This is a genomic window from Sedimenticola selenatireducens, assembly GCF_007625115.1.
GTDB lineage: Bacteria > Pseudomonadota > Gammaproteobacteria > Chromatiales > Chromatiaceae > Sedimenticola > Sedimenticola selenatireducens_A.
In genome coordinates this window covers 85,903-104,296 of record NZ_VMNH01000007.1, presented here as the reverse complement: position 1 = coordinate 104,296, position 18,394 = coordinate 85,903, and the positions used below count along the sequence as shown (strand labels likewise).

The window sequence follows — 18,394 nt, the reverse complement described above, 5'->3', positions numbered from 1 at the left end:
TAAGCGGTTGCCATTGAATGGCACAACCTTATGAGTCGATGGATAATTGTCGATTTAGGGTTCTTCGTTCTGTGTCAATACACTCACGGCTTGCGGCATTTCACTGAACAAGCTATCAAGCATCATGCTACTTATTTTCATACAGGCACCCAAGGGATGCTTGGCATGATCTCTCAGCATAGCAACGTGAAACTGTATACCCTTCAGTCGGCGTGCCGAGTGAGCCGGGGCTTGGGCAATCACCTCATTTAGGATTTGGGCCCGGTGCAGTTCAAAGGCCTCCGGATCGTTTTTTGCCAATACCGCCCATTGGTCGAAATCCAATACATCAAAACCATTTTGGTTCTCTTTCATGCGCTATACCACCCGACCACGTTAACTATTTAATATATTTAGGGACTCATTAATTGAACCCGAAATACCACAACGCTTAAACATGCCAACATCATCCGTGCGGTGACTATTTGGAGCGATTGAATTATAGAGGCGGGATAAACGGCCTGAATTTTCAGAAATGACTGAAAATATGACTTACAAGGGATTCTTAATTATATACAATCCGCATGGGTAGGGCGGTATTTTACATCAGCTGAATATGGCAGTATTGGAAGAGCCAAACCTGCTGTTCTTTGTTTCATTATTATTGTGTTTTTGATTTTAATCAAATCTTGTCTACCGATAATATCTATAACATAGGTCAGAAATATTTCAAGTAATTTTTGACTTATTCGTTGAGTTTACAAGACCTCTCATTCATAGCACGCAGGATGCAAACCTTTGACACTTGATTTAAAGCAAGGGTCAGATTATGCGCGAGCTGGTAGATTAAACCCAAAATAATAAAGGTTTTGTCTGGAGTACCATGATGAGTAAAAATCTTCTTCTTGCCGATGATGACGCACTGGTACTGGCCACTTTTGGTCGTGGACTACGTGATGCCGGATATACTGTACTTGTGGCTTCAAACGGACAAGAGGCCGTGGAGATCGCTGCGAATAACGCTATTGATCTTGCGATTCTGGACATCATGATGCCTGAACTCTCCGGCATCGAAGCATCAAAAAAACTCCATGCCATTGGCATTCCTGTCATCCATCTTTCTGCCTATGATGACAAAGATACATTGGAAGGCGCATTGGAATGCGGCGCACTTGGCTATCTGGTCAAGCCCATTGATGTCGCAAAGGCCGTTCCCACTATTGAAACCGCCCTGAAACGGGCAGATGACATGTTCAAGCTACAGGAAACTGAAGCACGATTAGGCAAAGCACTGGATACGGCCAACACCGTCAATTTTGCCGTCGGCATCCTCGCAGAGCGTCATCGAATCGACCGGCACAAGGCATTTGATTTAATTCGCGATCGAGCCCGCTCTGAGCGGCGCAAGGTTAAGGATATAGCGAGCGAAATTCTAAAAGCGGTAGATTATATTAATGATTTTGGTGCCAACAAGTCCTAATTTATTCCTTTTCCTCCAAGGCAATAACAGGGCTATTGAGCGTCAATCGAGTTATCACTTGATCACCATCCCAGGAGATTGAAAGCCCAGCCCCTTGGTGTGGCAAAAGATCTCTTGCCAACGTCAAGCCTGTCCCCAATCCCGTTCCCTTTATAAGATCAAATCCATCAGGGAGCGGGACCGGTGATGGATTGGATAAATGCAGGACCACGTGCGAATCTTCTGCATAAAGTTCTACTTTAGTTATATCTTTTTGGGATAATGCTGGGGTGTGTTTGAGCGCATTTTGTAGCAGCTCATTGATTATGAGTGCCACAGGAACCCCATCCATTGGCCTTATGATGACACCCATTCTTAATCGGCTCGTATCCAATTGAATGGTCGTTGATGACAAGCTGCCTACCGCCTTACAGATCACCCCCACAAGCATTGCAAGTTCAATCCTACCCTCCTGCATTCTGCTTTGCAGCCCATGTATCATCGCAATAGAATCCACCTGCCCAATGGCTGACTCCATTGCTTCTGCAATTTCTGGTCTCTCAGTAATATGATTTCGCAACAAACTGATAATACCTTGGAGATGATTTTTAATCCGATGATGCACCTCTCTTACCAGGGTATCGCGCTGCGCCCTAACCTCCAGAAGTCTTTTTTGCTCATTAATTCTATGTTCAGTGACATCTCTAACAAACGCAAAAATGAACCAATCTTCACCCACCGCTGCCAAGTTGGTACTGACATCCAGATCTACGATGCTACCGTCGCTGCACCTATGACTGGATTCAAAACGATAATGGCCAAGCTCCATGACTTTTTTTATGCTTCGTTCTACCTCTTTCGGATCACCGCTAACAGTCAAATCTGCAATCCGCATGCGTAGCAATGTATCTCGATCGTACTTAACCAATTTACAGTAGGCATCATTAACCTCCCGCAACCGGCCATCCAGTGTAACAATGACAAATCCATCATGGGTGTTGTCCAGAATGAATTTATTACGCAGCGTCTGTTCCATAAGCGCCAGTTCCGCTGTCTTGCGCTCAGTGATATCACGATCGATACCCCGATAACCCTTTAAAACACCGTCACTATCAAAAAAGGGGGCACCACTGGTCTCCAGGATCACTCTCCGGCCTGATCGGTGTAAGTTGATATTTTCCAGTTTGTTGATGGGTGAACGATGCCGAATAATCTCTTGAAAAATCGCCCCTATTCGTTCAGCCTCCTCAATTGGCATGAGATGGAATGGCGATTTGCCGATCAGCGACTCAGGCTCATATCCCAATATATCCTGCACATGTGGGCTGACATATTGGTAACGACCCTCCTGATCAATTTCCCAGATCCAATCACTTGCACTCTCGACCAAATTACGAAAACGGTCTTCGCTCTCACGAAGGGCCGCTTCAGTTTCTAGTCGCTGGGTTATGTCATACCCCATCACGAGCAAACCCACAGTATTGCCTTCGACATTTTTTAGCGTTTTGTCATACCAATCGATGGTACGTAACTCGCCACGTCTGGTAACAATGGGAATAGTATTTCCATGAAGCGGATTATCGTTTATGGCACGATTAAAAAGCTCGCGAATCTTTTGCACATCCTCCTTAGGTAAAAAGGATTCAAACCAGTTTCGTCCCTTTACTTCACCCAAAGAGTACCCGCTGACCTCCTCCATATAGGGATTAAAGTGGACAATATTCCCATCATTATCGAGCACCAATACAATGGCCTGCGCAGTATTAATCAGTACTTCTGCAAAATCCCGTTCGGTTTGAAGCGCTGCTTCAGCCGCCTTTCGACGGGTAATATCCTTTACCACACCAAGCATATGCAGCGGCTTACCCGCTTGGTCACGCTGCACATCGCCACACTCCAAGACCCAGTGCACAGAGCCGTCTGGCCAAACTACGCGGTGTTCAATCTGATATCCTTTTTCTTGATTAATACACGCATTAATCGCATCAATGACCATCGTGCGATCATCCGGGTGAACGGCCATCAAGAAGTTTTCATAAGTGGTTTCCAGTTCACCCAGGGGATAACCAAACAGGGGCCCGATACGATCACTCCAGTAGAGATCATCCGTTTGAATATTCCAGTCCCAGGTGCCTATATTGGCTAATTGTTGGCTGCGTATGAAACGATCAACATTAATGTCCAGTGTGTTCTGTCTGTTTTGATAAGCTTGCCTTACTCGGTACTGCTCAAGGGCAGTAGCCATACTCGCAGTAAGCACCTCGAGTATCGCTATATCCTGATCATCAAAGTTCAAACCATTCGCTTTATTATAAAGCTCAAGCCAGCCCAGCACTTCACCCTCAGGTGATCTTACTATGGGGATGGCAACCCTTGCGTGAATATTCAGTGCTTGCTGATTCTCTGGAATGATCTGTGAGTCCTTTCCACAAGTATTACAGATAGAAGGCTTTGGTTGCTCGGTGGCGAAGCCAGTGGCACGGCCTGACTTACTGATCCATGGAAGTTGAACTGATGTCCACTCCCCTGTAATACAGTACTCATTGAGTGCCGGCATACCTTTACTATAGAGATTGAACGCACCAGCAGTTGCAGCAACTAATTCCATACCATAGGTAACCAGACTGCGCATCATCATCTCTGGCGCTAGATTATTATTGAATCGATAATTCGCTTTTGCCAGGATGTTTAACTGATCCTTAAGCTGAACAGCCATTGAACTAGAGATAGCGTTGTCCTCTTCTAACAGTTGGTGCTTAGGCACGAAATTGGGCGTTTGTGTGGCAATACCCGATGATTATCCATCAATATTAATCGTTTGTGAGCGTGTCAAATCGTATAGCATTGATTCAAAAATCACCAGATCACACCATACAATGCAACATCCCTTTTTGATGCCAATCTATCTGACAGTCACGGGAAAACAGCTCGCAGCATTATCGATATATTTGGGTACGAATTGAACATTCCGATATACGCTTTATATTCCTGCTCCTGGCTTTAACCCATAATACACCCCACCCTATGTTACTCATGACCCCGCTCTCCACTTACGAGATGCACGCCACTACAAACCATGTTAATATCGCGCTCCTTCAGATACACGAGTAGTTTTTGGGATGTCGTCTTTTCGGAACGCTTCAATGTGAACCGGCCAATACACCCCTCCTCTCTAGGGAAATTATTTTAAATCCCCTGCGATTCTGTAGTTAATCCAGTCAGCCTAACTTTTAGCAACACGCTCATGCCTGCTTAAGACGTTGTCATTGTCTTTTTTACTGTTAGTGCCTGGAATTTTCCGAACTGTCAGGTTAGCGATTGAACAAGCGGCTGACATGTAGCGTTAGTATATGACTTGGAAGTTTTATGGTCGTCTCGTTAAGAAATAGTTGGTTCAGTAACATTCGTGGTGATCTGCTGGCTGGAACTGTCGTTGCACTGGCATTGATTCCAGAGGCGATCGCCTTCTCCATCATCGCGGGCGTTGACCCCAAGATCGGTCTCTATGCATCGTTCTGCATTGCGGTAGTGATTGCTTTTGTAGGGGGTAGACCAGGGATGATTTCGGCCGCCACAGGTGCTATGGCACTGCTGATGGTCACGCTGGTCAAGGAGCATGGGCTGGAGTATCTGCTGGCCGCCACACTCCTGACGGGTCTGTTGCAGATAGGCGCCGGTTATCTGAAGCTCGGTTCACTCATGCGTTTTGTCTCGCGCTCCGTAGTAACCGGATTTGTGAATGCCTTGGCCATTCTTATCTTCATGGCCCAATTACCTGAGCTGATCGGTGTCACCTGGCATGTCTATGCCATGACGGCTGGCGGCTTGGGAATCATCTATCTGTTCCCTTATCTGACCAAAGCGGTGCCTTCGCCACTCGTGACCATCATTGCGCTTACCGCCATTGCTATGGGCTTGGATCTCGATATTCGTACCGTTGGTGATATGGGCGAGTTGCCAGATACACTGCCTATTTTTCTCTGGCCAAATGTACCACTCACGTGGGAAACCCTGACCATCATATTCCCCTATTCATTGTCACTGGCGATTGTAGGCTTGCTTGAGTCATTGATGACCGCAACCATCATTGACGATCTAACGGATACTGGGAGCGATAAAAACCGCGAATGCAAAGGGCAAGGCGTAGCCAATATTACGGCAGGTTTACTTGGTGGCATGGCGGGTTGTGCCATGATTGGCCAGTCAGTTATCAACGTTAAGTCGGGAGGCCGGTCGCGTCTGTCGACACTAACGGCAGGCGTATTTTTACTATTGCTCGTAGTCTTTTTAGGTGACTGGGTCGCCAAGATCCCTATGGCTGCACTGGTTGCGGTAATGATCATGGTGTCCATTGGCACCTTTAGCTGGGAATCCCTGATTAATCTGAAAAAGCATCCACTCAGCACCAACATCGTCATGACCACCACTGTCGTGGTCGTGGTTGCCACTCATAATCTGGCCTACGGTGTCTTTGTTGGCGTGTTATTGGCCGCCCTTTTCTTTGCCAACAAGGTGGCCCATTTCAAACACGTCACCTCTGAAATCAGCGAAGATGGCTCACAACGTACATACCGAGTGGTCGGGCAGGTATTCTTCGCTTCAGCAGATAAGTTCGTCGAATTTTTTGATTTCAAAGAGGTGGTCGACAAGGTGGTGATCGATCTCTACCAGGCTCATTTCTGGGATATCACGGCTGTAGCAGCACTGGATAAAGTGGTACTTAAGTTTCGCCGTGAAGGTACTGAAGTAAAACTGATTGGGCTCAACGAGGCCAGTGCTACGGTTGTTGATCGTTTTGCTGTTCATGACAACCCGGATGCTGTAGAAAAGCTCATGGACCACTGAGGAAGGATAACAACAATGACCCAAGTGATTGCCTGTATTGACGGAACCGACGTATCCACGACCGTTTGTGACTACGCCGTCTGGGCCAGCCTGCGTATGGATGCCCCGCTGGAGTTTCTGCATGTCCTGGATAAATCAGAATACCCAACCGATACTAACCTCAGTGGCAATATTGGGCTTGGTAGTCGCGAGGCCCTTCTTGATGAACTGGCCGCACTGGATGAAAAAAGGGGCAAACTCGCCCTGGAACAAGGCAAGCTAATGCTGGAGGCGGCAAAAAGTCGGGCCCTCGACAGCGCCATAAAAAACCCTACCACCCGCCAACGTCATGGCAGCCTGGTAGAGACTCTGAACGAAATGGAAACGTCAATCCGTTTGCTGGTATTGGGGAAACACGATGATCATCTCAGTGAGCATATCGGCAGCCGTTTAGAGAACGTGGTACGCACCCTGCACCGCCCTATCTTGATCACAACAGCAGCTGACTACAGATTACCGCAAAAGGTCATGCTTGCCTTTGATGGTAGTGCAACCACACGCAAAGGGGTTGAGATGGTTGCGACCAGCCCACTGTTTCGTGACATGCCCTGCCATCTCATCATGGTCGGTACCGACAACCATAGCAATCGTGAACAGTTGCAATGGGCAAAGCACACCCTTGAAGCCGCAGGCTTTGACACACCGGCCACGCTGCTGAGCGGAGAGGTTGAAAAGGTGTTGTGTGATTACCGAGCAGCGCATGATATCGATATGCTGATCATGGGCGCATATGGCCACTCAGTTATCCGTCGTTTTCTGGTGGGTAGCACAACGACCAGCGTTGTTCGTAATGCCTCAGTCCCGGTATTGTTGCTACGTTAGGATCACTTTAGAACGGTTCAGACTGCACAAGAACCCACAATCTACTGAAAATAGGTACGGGTAATGGCCTGGTTAATCTGGGCCAGGCCCAATTGCAATTCATCGATAAATTGGTGTAACTCATTCTGTTGAAGAATCGCCTGATCGGCGCGCAGTACTTTTTTTCCAACCTCATTCAGTTGGGTAATAGCCGCTTCATTTCGAGGAAGATCCTGCAGACAACTTTTAACTTCCAGAAGGCTATGGAAAAACGAACGCGGAAACTTTTTATCTTTAAGTAGAAACTTGAGTACATCCTTTCGGCGCACGCGAACCTGAATGGTCCGGCGATACATCTGATACGCCGTCAACGATTTCAGTACACTCATCCACTGAATATTTTCATACGGTGTCAGTCCCTCGTGCTCCTCCAGCAGATTGGCTGACCGTACATCGATAATGCGAGTTGTCATTTCGGCCCGTTCTAAATTGCGTCCCATACGCAGAAAGTCATAACCGATATCATGCAGCATCGTACCGGCAAGCAGACCGGTAATCGTTTGTGCGCCAAGAATGATATTTTTCAGGTAGTCATAACGGCCTTTTTTCGTGTACCCACTCGCGCTATTGCTCTTGGCCATCAGGTATAGATCATTGACCTGCTCCCACCCTTCCCGCGGTATGATGTCACGAATGGTACGCGCATTTTCCCGGGCCATTTGCAGCGAAAACAGTATAGAACTGGGACTCTGTGGATCCGCAATCAGAAACTTGAGTACCGCGCGCTCAGTAAAATCCACATTGTTTTGCAGATAGTTCTCTTCTGTACCCAGTATTTCAACAATGGGTTGCCAGCCGGGCTGTAGTCCTTTGGGCAAGTCCAACAGAAGGTTGGTATTGACCATAACCAAACGTGCAGTATTCTCTGCGCGTTCAATGTATCGCGCCATCCAATAGATATTTTCAGCCACCCGTGACAACATGTTAGCGTCCCTCGTCGTCCACAATCCAGGTATCTTTACTACCGCCACCCTGGGAAGAATTCACAACGATAGAACCTTTTCTTAACGCAACGCGCGTAAGACCACCTGTCGTGACATAAGCATCATTTGGTGAACTGAGAATAAACGGCCGCAAATCAAGATGGCGTGGCTCAACCCGATTATTTACCAGGGTGGGCGCTGTTGATAACATCAGCATCGGTTGCGCAATGTAATTGCGCGGATCCTTTCTGATCAGCTTTTTAAACTGTTCCCGCTCCTTTACCGAGGCATGGGGACCAATCAGCATCCCGTAACCACCCGATTCGTTGGCCGGCTTGACCACCAGTTCAGCGATATGCTCCAGCACATACGCCTTGTCGTCCTTATCAACGCATTTGTAAGTCGGCACATTGCGTACAAGCGGTTCCTCGTTAAGATAGTAACGAATAAACTCCGGCACAAAAGCATAGACCACCTTGTCGTCGGCAACCCCTGCACCCGGCGCATTGGCTAAAGCAACATTGCCCGCTTTCCAGGCACGCATCAGACCCGGCACACCGAGATGAGAGTCTGGATGAAAGGCCTCTGGATCCAGGAACATATCATCAATGCGACGATAAATTACATCCACCCTGGACAACCCATCAACCGTTCGCATATAGACACAGTTATCTTTCTCTACAACGAGATCACGACCTTCGACCAGTTCTGCCCCCATCTGTTGCGCCAGATAAGCGTGTTCAAAATAAGCCGAGTTGTAGATACCCGGGGTAAGCACGACAATTTCAGGCTGCTCTATAACCCTTGGAGATATGGCGGCAAGCATGTCGTAAAGCTTGGAGGGATAATCATCTACAGGAAGAATGTTTTGATTTTCAAACAGATCAGGAAAAACCCGTTTCATTACCTGACGGTTTTCCAACATATAGGAGACACCTGACGGAACACGCAGATTATCTTCAAGTACATAGATCACGCCATCTTTATCGCGAACAAGATCAGATCCACAGATATGCGCCCATATGCCGCCCGGTGGATCGATACCGACACACTGTGGGCGGAAATTGACAGAATTTTCCAGCAACCCCGCGGGAAAGATGCCCGCCTTGACAATATTTTGATCATGATAAATATCGTCAATAAAGCAGTTGAGTGCCTTAACACGCTGCTTAAGTCCCTTCTCAACCTGGGTCCATTCCGACTTTGGGATGATTCGAGGAATAATATCAAACGGCCATGCACGATCGATTGAGCCCTCTTCCTCACAGTACACCGTAAAGGTAATGCCCATCACGCTGATGGCCATTTCCGAGGCCGTTTTATACTCTTCAATTTCACGATCTGAAAGATTGCGCAGATATTGGCAAAGCGCCTCGGCTGAAGGTCGTGGCTTCCCAGCCACTCGAATCAACTCGTCGTAGAATCCTTTTACTTTATAACTGCCCCAACGAATAGTCATACAGTCTCTGTAATCAGTTGCTCATGCTAAATACTCTAGCCTAGTTAAGGTAAAATGGCCAAAATATCCCGTTTGTGGCATTCGAGTATCTGGTATTATTCCCGCTAAATCTGGTATTTTCCGCCTGGAGTAAAGAATGACATATTGTCTGGCGATCAGTGTCAATGATGGCATTGTGTTCGCATCCGATTCACGCAGCAACGCCGGTGTTGACTACATCCGTACCTGCTCAAAGATGCATCGTTTTTTCTGGCCGGGAGACCGTATTATCGTACTTCTGTCTGCGGGTAATCTGGCTACAACTCAGGCCGTAGTGAATGCCGTACAGCGTGACCTGGATGATCCCAAGGCAAAATTTAATCTCCTAAAGGCCAAACACCTGTTTGATATTGCTGATTATGTCGGGGACCTCAGCCAGAAAGAGCAACATCACCACGGCCCTGCCATCGAAAAAAATGGTGGTAGCGCCGGGGCTAGCTTTATTTTGGGTGGTCAGATAAAAGGCCATGAGCACGATATTTATCTTATCTACCCGGAAGGAAACTATATCAGCGCCTCAATCGAAACACCCTACCTGCAAATTGGCGAAAATAAATATGGCAAACCCATGCTTGATCGTGTGATCAGCATGGATTCATCCCTGAATAATGCAGCGCGCTGCGCACTGGTGTCACTGGACTCAACCATGCGTAGTAATATCTCTGTTGGCCCACCCTTTGAACTTACCCTGTATAACGGCGACAGCTTGGAAGAGCCAAGACAGATGTCACTGAAACTGGCATCGCCCTATTATAAAACGCTACAGAAATCTTGGAATGAGGGACTCAAGCGGGCTTTTTCCAGGCTGCCGAAATTTGATTGGGAATAACACGATTAATTAAAGGGGCTGTTGATCAGAGATATGTAAAAACCACCAGAAAGGATGGCTTTTACATATTGGGGAATGACTATTAATTCGATATCGACTTGCTCTCTCGCCCACTGCGGCTCTGATCAATAATTACCGAGTGCACAAAAGCCAGTTTTTGGATAATAGTGTCGGTCAGCACAAAGGGATAAGCGTCCGGCAAACCCATACTGCGATTCATATCATTCAGTGCAACGGTAAAGTGACTCCACTCATTCACCAGATCATGGATCGAAATTGAAGCCAAATAGTCCGCATTGAACTGTTGCATCCGCGGTGTGTGTTCATTTGTAGAACCCAGATCAAATCCGTAGTCATTCGCTGTCTCCATGCTATCGATCATGTGCAGATAGTGGGCCCAGGTCTCTGCCCAATCCTCCCAGGAGTGCGCACTGGCATAACCGCTAATCCAGTTTGTCTGCCAATTAGCTACCGGGCCATTCGCGTAGTAACCCTGCATCACATCACCATAACCAATGCGTTCATCGCCAAACAGGGCACGGAACTCATCTATGCGGGGAGAATTGCGCAGTAACACATCCCAATAATAGTGCCCGGATTCATGCCGGAAGTGGCCGAGTAATGTACGGTAATTTTCATCCATATGGGCGCGTGTCTGTTCACGAGAGACAGGATTGGCTTCAGCAATATTCAACGTAATAATGCCATTTCTATGCCCCGTGAAAACTGCATCTTGTAGCGGCATATCTTGTGCAAATTCTGAATAACCCTGATCTTCCATCAAGTGGAACGCCAAGCCTAACTGTGGATTTTCTTCTCTGTTTACGATGGGCAGATCCAGCCACAAGAGGCTGTAAAGCAAACGGCGCTTGGCATTTTCAATGAGGCCCCATAATTTAAGATTATTCGGATTACTCAGATCAGGAATAATTTCAGAGAGCCGGCAGGAGTAACAATAAGCATGATTATCTGACTCTGGCACCATCCAGTTGCAGACATGATGATCTGAATAGTTTCTACACTTTCTATAGCTGGACTTATTGGCAGTCGCTTGCCATAAATTATCACCCCGTGGCTCTAAAGCACTGAGTAAGCGGATATCAGGAAGAAAGCCCAATTCACGCTGACAACTCACGCACAAGGTGTTCTCAAAATGCAGTCGTACACCGCATTGACAACTGTAGGTTTTCATTTTCAGATTTACCTGTCTAACTTCGTGTATCTAACCCATCCGCCAAATCTAGCACGCGTCATAAGTATTAATACACGCAGAGGAGCGGATTAGCTATGTCTTTCCACTTCTGGCCAATAAATCTGCAAACTGCACGGCCGCACAGTATTCGCTCTCGGACACCTGTTCTGAAAAAGACCGGAGTGATGGCAATGCTGATTGATTGAATGTATCACCAGACGCGCGACTAAACAGCGTGACATTAGAGAGCCTATTGCCAGCATCAAGATTATCGGCCTGTGTTACTCCATGTGCCGAAAAATCGAGGTGGTCTCGAATCAGTTCAGTCGCATCTGCATTATGCCATGCTGCCCATTCACTGACAGCATGGCGGAGATAAAGGCCCACTTCGTCTCGATCCATCTTACGCAAATAGTCCAGTGATTGTTGTTGCCAATCCTGGTCAGAAGCCAATTCAGCAGATGCTGAATCTTGCGTCTCACCGGATACGGTCAGATCTATGCCAAATGGCCGGTTCATCTCCTCCAGATACCGACTAAACAACGTCGCATCGGTCTTCTCGTGTTGCATCAAGCGGACCAGTCGCTCTGTAATCACCTTGATACAACGACTGGCCAGGCACTCTGGCTTGTAAAGCATGACAGGTTTCTGTTTTCTGACCGATTCCGGGACATGTGGATCAGACAGCACATAACCCAGGTACCCAACATCCAGCTGCAGATACTGCTCTGTCGCATGCTTGAAGCGCTTAAAGGCAGATCGGGCAGCATGCAAGTCAGATGTCATGTTAACCAGGATATAGACCGTGCGATTAAAGCCGTAGCGTTTGGCCATCTTCAGAAATGAGAAGGCATCTGTAAGCGAGGTTGGCTCGGGTGTAATGACCAGTACAGAACAAGAGGCGGCCAGAAAGAAACTAAGCTGGCTGTTACCGATGCCCGCTGCACAATCGACCAGAATCAGATCATGGCTTCTTTCAATACCCTTCAGCCCGGTGATCAAGCGTTGCTGCTGGTCAGCAGTCATTTCGATGAACTCGGCAATTCCACTGGCCGCAGGGACTATATCAAGACGACCGGAAACAGGAAGTAAAATATCCTCTAGGCTTTTTTCACCGGCAAGACACTCCTGAAGCGTATATTTTGGCTTGAGTCCGAAAAGGATATTGATATTGGCCAGATTGGTGTCCGCATCGAACAGGCACACCTGCTGATTCATGCTGCCTAGCGCGATGCCCAGATTGGCCGAAAGGGTGCTTTTACCCACACCGCCTTTACCGCTGGCGATCACAATCATTTTGTTAACCTGGTCACATTTCGGCGCATTCATACCCGAATTATGACCAAAGGTTCCCTCTATAGCCGCTTTAATCGTTCTCACCTGTCCAAATATTATACAGAATTCCCTTCTATCTCATTGACTTATAGTCGATAACTGGTGCAGGATGTCAGGATATGAATGACGCATCACGTGCCAGCATCGAAAAATTGAACCTGGGCAGGCTTCCCTCTGTCCCTCAGGTATTGCTCAGATTAATCGAAGCCTGTCATCAAGTCGACGTCAGTTTTGAAGATTTAGCAGAAATAATTCAGCAGGATGTAGGGCTGACCGCGAAGATTACAGCCGTGGGCAACTCCCCCGCCTATGCCCAGTGGAACGAGTCGAAAGACTTCAACCGACTCCTGGTGGTGTTGGGTCTGGATAACATCAAGACCATTGCCATCAATGCGGCAGTGCACCAGTTCTTCTCGCGGTTTGATGTCAAAACCGGCAGTAGCCTGGGCGGCATCTGGTATAAGTCACTCTGGTGTGCCCATGCCGCGAAATCATTGGCAAAACTCACCAGCTATGAATTCCCGGACGAGGCCTATCTGGCCGGGCTTCTGCACAAGCTGGGGCAACTGGTCTTCCTGAACAATCAGCCAGAGGCCTACAACGAACTGCTACTAAAACAGCATTCCGATTTAATCCTGACGGGTCTGGAAAAAGAGCTGTTTGGTGTGGCCTATCACGAAGTCAGCTCCATATTGGTTCAGGAATGGGATATCAAGTCATTCATCAGTGATGCCCTGCTCTATCAAAACGAGCCGGCAGACAGGCTTCTGGAAGCACCTCGCTTGGTCAGATTGACCAACTTCACTCATAAGTTGAGTGATCCCTGTATCGATATGGATACGCTCTACGCTGAGGCCGATCTACTGTTTGGATTGACGCCATCGGTGGTCGATGCCATGCAGAAAGATATTGGGCAGCAAGTTCAGAAGGCGGCTGACGGCTTGGGTATTCGAATCGATAAAGCCGATACGGGTGCAATCAATGTACAGGTTGAAACAGAATCCGTTCGCCTGGAGCTTGCTAAGCGGGTTCGCGAATTTGCCCTGCTCGGTGGCGTTAATCTGGAACCGGGAAGCGAAACCGACCTGCAGGCATTTTTACAATCCGTGCTGGCTGAGTTAAATATTCTGTTCGAGATGGATCGAAGTATCCTTTTCCTGGTAGACGCCGACAACAAGCATCTGACGGGTGTGGCCTCCCGGGCCGTTAGCAATGTGCAAATAGCTGAATTTAATATACCGATCAAACCGGATCGCAGTCTTGTATCGCAAGCCCTGATTGATGCAAAAGTTCAAGGCCCCTTCAAGCCGCAGGACAACAATCCAACATCATTAGTCGATCAACAGCTGTCCCGAACGCTCGATAGAGAAAATATCCTCTGCATTCCGCTCATTGCGGGTACTGACCGCATCGGTGTGATCGTGGTTGGACTGAGATCATCAAGCCCAGAAAACCTGCAACAGATGATGGAATTTCTGCCGCTTTTCTCTGCGACCGCTGCCCAGAGCATTTACACCAGCCGCTTGATGAATTCTAAAACGGAAGAGAAGCTGGAAAATGCCCGTCAATGGCACAAGCGTGAAGCCAGAAGCATCATACATGAGATCAATAATCCGCTGGGTATTATCAATAACTATCTGCATGTGCTCTCAGCAAAATTCCAGGGCGATGCGACCATTGCTGACCACCTGAAGATTATCAAAGAAGAGATTCAACGCGTGGGTGATATCGCCCTGCGTATGCATGATATCGGTGACCCGCACCACATTGCCTCCTTATCGGTGGATATTAATGAGGTTATCGGTGATCTGACCGAGATTTTTCAGGCATCCTATTTCAAGACACATAACATCACCGAGCATGTAGAACTCGATAAGAAATTACCGGCAATTCTGATCAGCAGGGCAAGCCTAAAACAGGTGATCACCAATCTGGTCAAGAATGCCGTTGAAGCAATGCCCGATGGCGGGGAGATATGGCTACAGACGCGTGACCATATCAACATCGGGGGACGTGAATACGTTGAACTCAGCATTGCAGACAGTGGCCCAGGCATTCCCCCCGAAATAATGGGCAAGTTGTTTAATCCATTAGAAAGTACAAAAGGCAGTAGCCATTCTGGTTTAGGATTAACCATTGTTAAAAACCTCATAGACGAGCTGAAAGGGAGCATTAGCTGCAGAGGACGTTCGGGAGGTGGAACCGAGTTTCTTATCCACCTGCCTCGTCGCTTAGGTGACGAATAACAGGGGATTATAATAATGATGAAGTCCACGGAGTCTTGGCTTGGGAGTGAATTCATCTCCCAGTCAACCGGCAGTAGGGAAAACGTTGCCACAACCGCAGCAACTATGCCAGCCAGAATCCTGGTCGTGGATGATGAAATCCGCATGCGGGAAAGTGTGCGCGACCTCCTCGAAGCCTATGGACACGCCAGTCTCATTGCGGCCAATGGCTATGCTGCGCTGGAGATATTGCGTGAGCATCCGATTGAACTGATTCTGCTTGATCTCAATATGCCGGAAGTCACCGGTTTAGAGTTTCTCGATTTGGTCAAAGAGGATTTCCCAGATGTCGATGTGGTCATCGTCAGCGGTGAAGCGACCTTTGCCAATGCCACTGAAGCCCTACGCCAAGGTGTCAGCGACTTTCTGCGTAAACCCTATAGCCCGGTTGAGCTGTTAGGGATTATTGAAAATGTACTTAAGAAGCGCACGCTAGAAAAAGATATCAAACAAGTACATCAAAAACTTGAAGCCTCTGAATACCGTTATCGTTTTATCGTCGACAACTCACCTGACATCATCTATATGCTGGATGAGGCGGGCTATTTCTGTTTTGTAAATGACCGCATTGGCCAACTCCTCGATTACAAACAGAATGACCTCATAGGGCATCACTTCTCAGAGATAGTCCATGAAGAGGATGTCGAAAAAGCCAAGTACGCCTTTGCCGAACGACGCACGGGTGACAGAGCCAGTCGAAACGTAGAGTTTCGCCTCCGCTGTAAAGACAACACACAACCCAGCCGCTATTTCGAGAGCCGCACGGTCTCCATCGAACTGAACTCAATGGGTATCTATCAGGAGACTGGAAGCAACGATAAATGCTTTGTGGGTACCTATGGTGTTGCACGTGACATCAGTGAACGTAAACGCGCCGAAGAGATCATCAATTTCCAGCTCTATCACGATCTACTCACACAACTGCCCAATCGCGCCCTACTTCGAGATCGTCTCGGACTTGCCATATCACAAGCAAAACGCAGTGGCACTCAGCTCGCCTTAATGTATCTCGACATGGATCGTTTCAAGGTCATTAATGACTCACTCGGTCATGTCGCGGGAGATCAACTGCTGCAAACGGTAGCCAACCGTTTGCGTAACTGCTTGCGTGACAGTGACACACTGGCCCGTGTTGGTGGTGATGAATTCAACCTACTGGTCCCTGAAGTATCAGGCCGTGTGGACGCCATAAGGCTGGTAGAAAAGGTCATGGCCAATCTGAAAGACCCGATCTTTATCGATGGCGTCGAGGTCTTTGTCAGCTTCAGTATCGGTATCGCGATTTTCCCGGATGATGGCGAATCAATGGACTCGCTGATCAAGCATGCCGACATTGCCATGTACCACGTCAAGCGCCACGGCAAAGATGGTTACGAGTTCTTCACCAATAGTATGAAAGGCTCTGCTGATCAGCATCTCTCTTATGATACCGGTCTCCGCCGTGCACTGGATGAAGAGCAACTGCAACTCTATTTTCAACCGCAGATTGATATTCAGAGCGGCATGATCTCTGGAATGGAGGCACTGCTCCGCTGGAAACACCCTGAAGCCGGGATCATCAGCCCTACCGAATTTATCCCCGTTGCCGAAGAGAATGGCATTATCAATGAGATCGGCATGTGGGTCTTGGACAGTGGTTGCGCAGAACTGAGCAAATGGATCAAAGCCGGACACAGCAACATCAGACTGGCCGTGAATGTCTCCTCAAAGCAACTGGCACAGACAGATTTCGAACACCACGTTTTCAACATCATGACCAAACATGGTATCCCTGGCTCTTCACTTGAACTGGAGATAACAGAAAACGTGCTGATCCAAGACATGGATCAAGTGGTCAATCAGCTGCGTAAACTTCACGCCAATGGTGTGCGCATAGCCGTTGATGATTTCGGCATAGGCTACTCCTCGTTGGGGTATCTGCAATCATTACCACTGAGCACGCTTAAGATTGACCGCTCCTTTATCAGCGGTATACGTGCATCCAGTAGCCGCAACTCCATCGTGACGGCCATTATTGCCATGTCCAAAGAGCTGGGACTGGATATCGTTGCTGAAGGTGTAGAAACAGAGATTCAGCATCAACAATTGAAGCGACTGGGTTGTCCGAACGCACAAGGATTTTTGTTTGGTCGACCGATGCCGAAAGAACATGTCGGGCTGTTTCTGAAGAAAGGCTACACTTAAGCCTTTTCCGCCGGATTATAAGACGTTCGCCCAACTGTTAGTGCAGACTTCCGCTTGCGCCAAGCAGATTGTTATAACGCGCCATCACAGCCCGTACTGAATCAGGATATCCCACGATATCCATCTGTTGCATACCCTCTTGAAAAAATGCCTTGGCATCAATTGGAATTGCATCGATCAATTGATCAAATACAGATTCCATAAGTTGTGGACTGAGTGTCCGAGTGGCGATAATGCCCCAATTGAGATTAAGAATCCGCCACGGACGCATCGGGTCACTGACTTCCAAATCACGGCGTATCGTCTCTGACACGGCAGACTGAACTTGTGTTATCACGTGGCATAGTGCCGTCAACTGTTCTTGGCCTTTCACATTATTGGCAAAAGACGCAACAGCATTAACAATGATATCCAGCCGTTCAATAGTGCCTTCATGCTGCACAATCCACAGCGCTACCGGCAAGGACAGTCGATGCATCTGATGCATGGTCTCGGTTAAACCCCGGCTTACCGCCACATGTCCGAGTTCATCGAGCAGTTGCAGCATCATGTCGCCTATCTGGCTTGCATCCGTGGCATCTGAACGACTGACATTACCCTGCTCCCGATCTGAATCAAGACGCCGCATAATGTCGATATAGCCCTGCATGGCACCAATCCCTTGCAGGGCATGTTGAGCCTGTTGGCTCTCATCCAAGGTCAGGCTGAGTGAAAGATCTGCCACTGCCTCGTTGAAAGTATCCCTATACTGCGCATGGTTAAATTCAAGAAAGTTCATAAGTCACTACTCTGTGTCAAGTGAGCTCACACACCACTGGACATATCTATATGGGTTAACTACTTACATAGAGAATAGCTGATACTGTAGAAACAGGGGCAAACTCTTTTCTTCAATCCTGATGGAAATTTCTTACTCAATCACAACATAATCAGGAACAAATGCCGCTCCAATCGGCCATACTTGT

The 18,394-nt window shown here is 47.8% G+C and carries 13 protein-coding genes; 6 read left to right on the top strand and 7 right to left on the bottom strand.

The window, feature by feature from the left end; all coding sequences use genetic code 11:
* Positions 1 to 54: 54 nt before the first annotated feature.
* Complete coding sequence (locus tag FHP88_RS07660; protein WP_144358446.1) at positions 55 to 354, bottom strand: DUF3135 domain-containing protein; 300 nt, start codon at positions 352 to 354, stop codon at positions 55 to 57.
* 511 nt (positions 355 to 865) lie between these two features.
* Between FHP88_RS07660 and FHP88_RS07655 the strand changes: the two genes are divergently transcribed.
* On the top strand, positions 866 to 1,459 hold the full coding sequence (locus FHP88_RS07655; RefSeq protein ID WP_186297647.1) for an ANTAR domain-containing response regulator: 594 nt from the start codon (positions 866 to 868) through the stop codon (positions 1,457 to 1,459).
* A 1-nt stretch (position 1,460) separates the two neighbouring features.
* Here the strand turns inward: FHP88_RS07655 and FHP88_RS07650 are convergent, their stop codons facing one another.
* Complete coding sequence (locus tag FHP88_RS07650) at positions 1,461 to 4,202, bottom strand: PAS domain S-box protein (protein ID WP_144358444.1); 2,742 nt, start codon at positions 4,200 to 4,202, stop codon at positions 1,461 to 1,463.
* A 602-nt stretch (positions 4,203 to 4,804) separates the two neighbouring features.
* Here FHP88_RS07650 and FHP88_RS07645 point away from each other — a divergent pair.
* Entirely contained in the window at positions 4,805 to 6,283 is a 1,479-nt protein-coding gene (locus FHP88_RS07645; protein ID WP_144358443.1) for a SulP family inorganic anion transporter, read from the top strand.
* 15 nt (positions 6,284 to 6,298) lie between these two features.
* Positions 6,299 to 7,144: a universal stress protein gene (locus tag FHP88_RS07640; RefSeq protein WP_144358442.1), complete on the top strand. Its 846-nt coding sequence runs from the start codon at positions 6,299 to 6,301 to the stop codon at positions 7,142 to 7,144.
* A gap of 41 nt (positions 7,145 to 7,185) precedes the next feature.
* Here the strand turns inward: FHP88_RS07640 and FHP88_RS07635 are convergent, their stop codons facing one another.
* Both FHP88_RS07635 and FHP88_RS07630 read right to left on the bottom strand, forming a co-directional pair.
* On the bottom strand, positions 7,186 to 8,106 hold the full coding sequence (locus FHP88_RS07635) for an alpha-E domain-containing protein (protein WP_144358441.1): 921 nt from the start codon (positions 8,104 to 8,106) through the stop codon (positions 7,186 to 7,188).
* Position 8,107: 1 nt separating this feature from the next.
* Positions 8,108 to 9,565, bottom strand: a complete 1,458-nt coding sequence (locus FHP88_RS07630) for a circularly permuted type 2 ATP-grasp protein (RefSeq protein WP_144358440.1) — start codon at positions 9,563 to 9,565, stop codon at positions 8,108 to 8,110.
* Positions 9,566 to 9,701: 136 nt separating this feature from the next.
* Between FHP88_RS07630 and FHP88_RS07625 the strand changes: the two genes are divergently transcribed.
* Positions 9,702 to 10,433, top strand: coding sequence for a hypothetical protein (locus FHP88_RS07625; protein WP_144358439.1), 732 nt, complete (start codon positions 9,702 to 9,704; stop codon positions 10,431 to 10,433).
* Between the two features lie 82 nt (positions 10,434 to 10,515).
* Here FHP88_RS07625 and FHP88_RS07620 read toward each other — a convergent pair whose 3' ends face one another.
* Positions 10,516 to 11,625: a zinc-binding metallopeptidase family protein gene (locus tag FHP88_RS07620; RefSeq protein ID WP_144358438.1), complete on the bottom strand. Its 1,110-nt coding sequence runs from the start codon at positions 11,623 to 11,625 to the stop codon at positions 10,516 to 10,518.
* 93 nt (positions 11,626 to 11,718) lie between these two features.
* Entirely contained in the window at positions 11,719 to 12,921 is a 1,203-nt protein-coding gene (locus FHP88_RS07615; protein WP_186297646.1) for a MinD/ParA family protein, read from the bottom strand.
* Between the two features lie 158 nt (positions 12,922 to 13,079).
* On the opposite strand from FHP88_RS07615, the gene FHP88_RS07610 reads away from it, so the two are divergent.
* Positions 13,080 to 15,206 carry an HDOD domain-containing protein gene (locus FHP88_RS07610; RefSeq protein ID WP_144358436.1) on the top strand — a complete coding sequence of 709 codons (2,127 nt, stop codon included), beginning with the start codon at positions 13,080 to 13,082 and terminating at the stop codon, positions 15,204 to 15,206.
* Positions 15,207 to 15,221: 15 nt separating this feature from the next.
* The gene (locus tag FHP88_RS07605; protein ID WP_144358435.1) at positions 15,222 to 17,429 is read left to right on the top strand and encodes a putative bifunctional diguanylate cyclase/phosphodiesterase; all 2,208 of its coding nucleotides are present in this window, start codon (positions 15,222 to 15,224) and stop codon (positions 17,427 to 17,429) included.
* Positions 17,430 to 17,466: 37 nt separating this feature from the next.
* Here the strand turns inward: FHP88_RS07605 and FHP88_RS07600 are convergent, their stop codons facing one another.
* Positions 17,467 to 18,207, bottom strand: coding sequence for a hypothetical protein (locus tag FHP88_RS07600; RefSeq protein ID WP_144358434.1), 741 nt, complete (start codon positions 18,205 to 18,207; stop codon positions 17,467 to 17,469).
* Between the last annotated feature and the right edge of the window lie 187 nt (positions 18,208 to 18,394).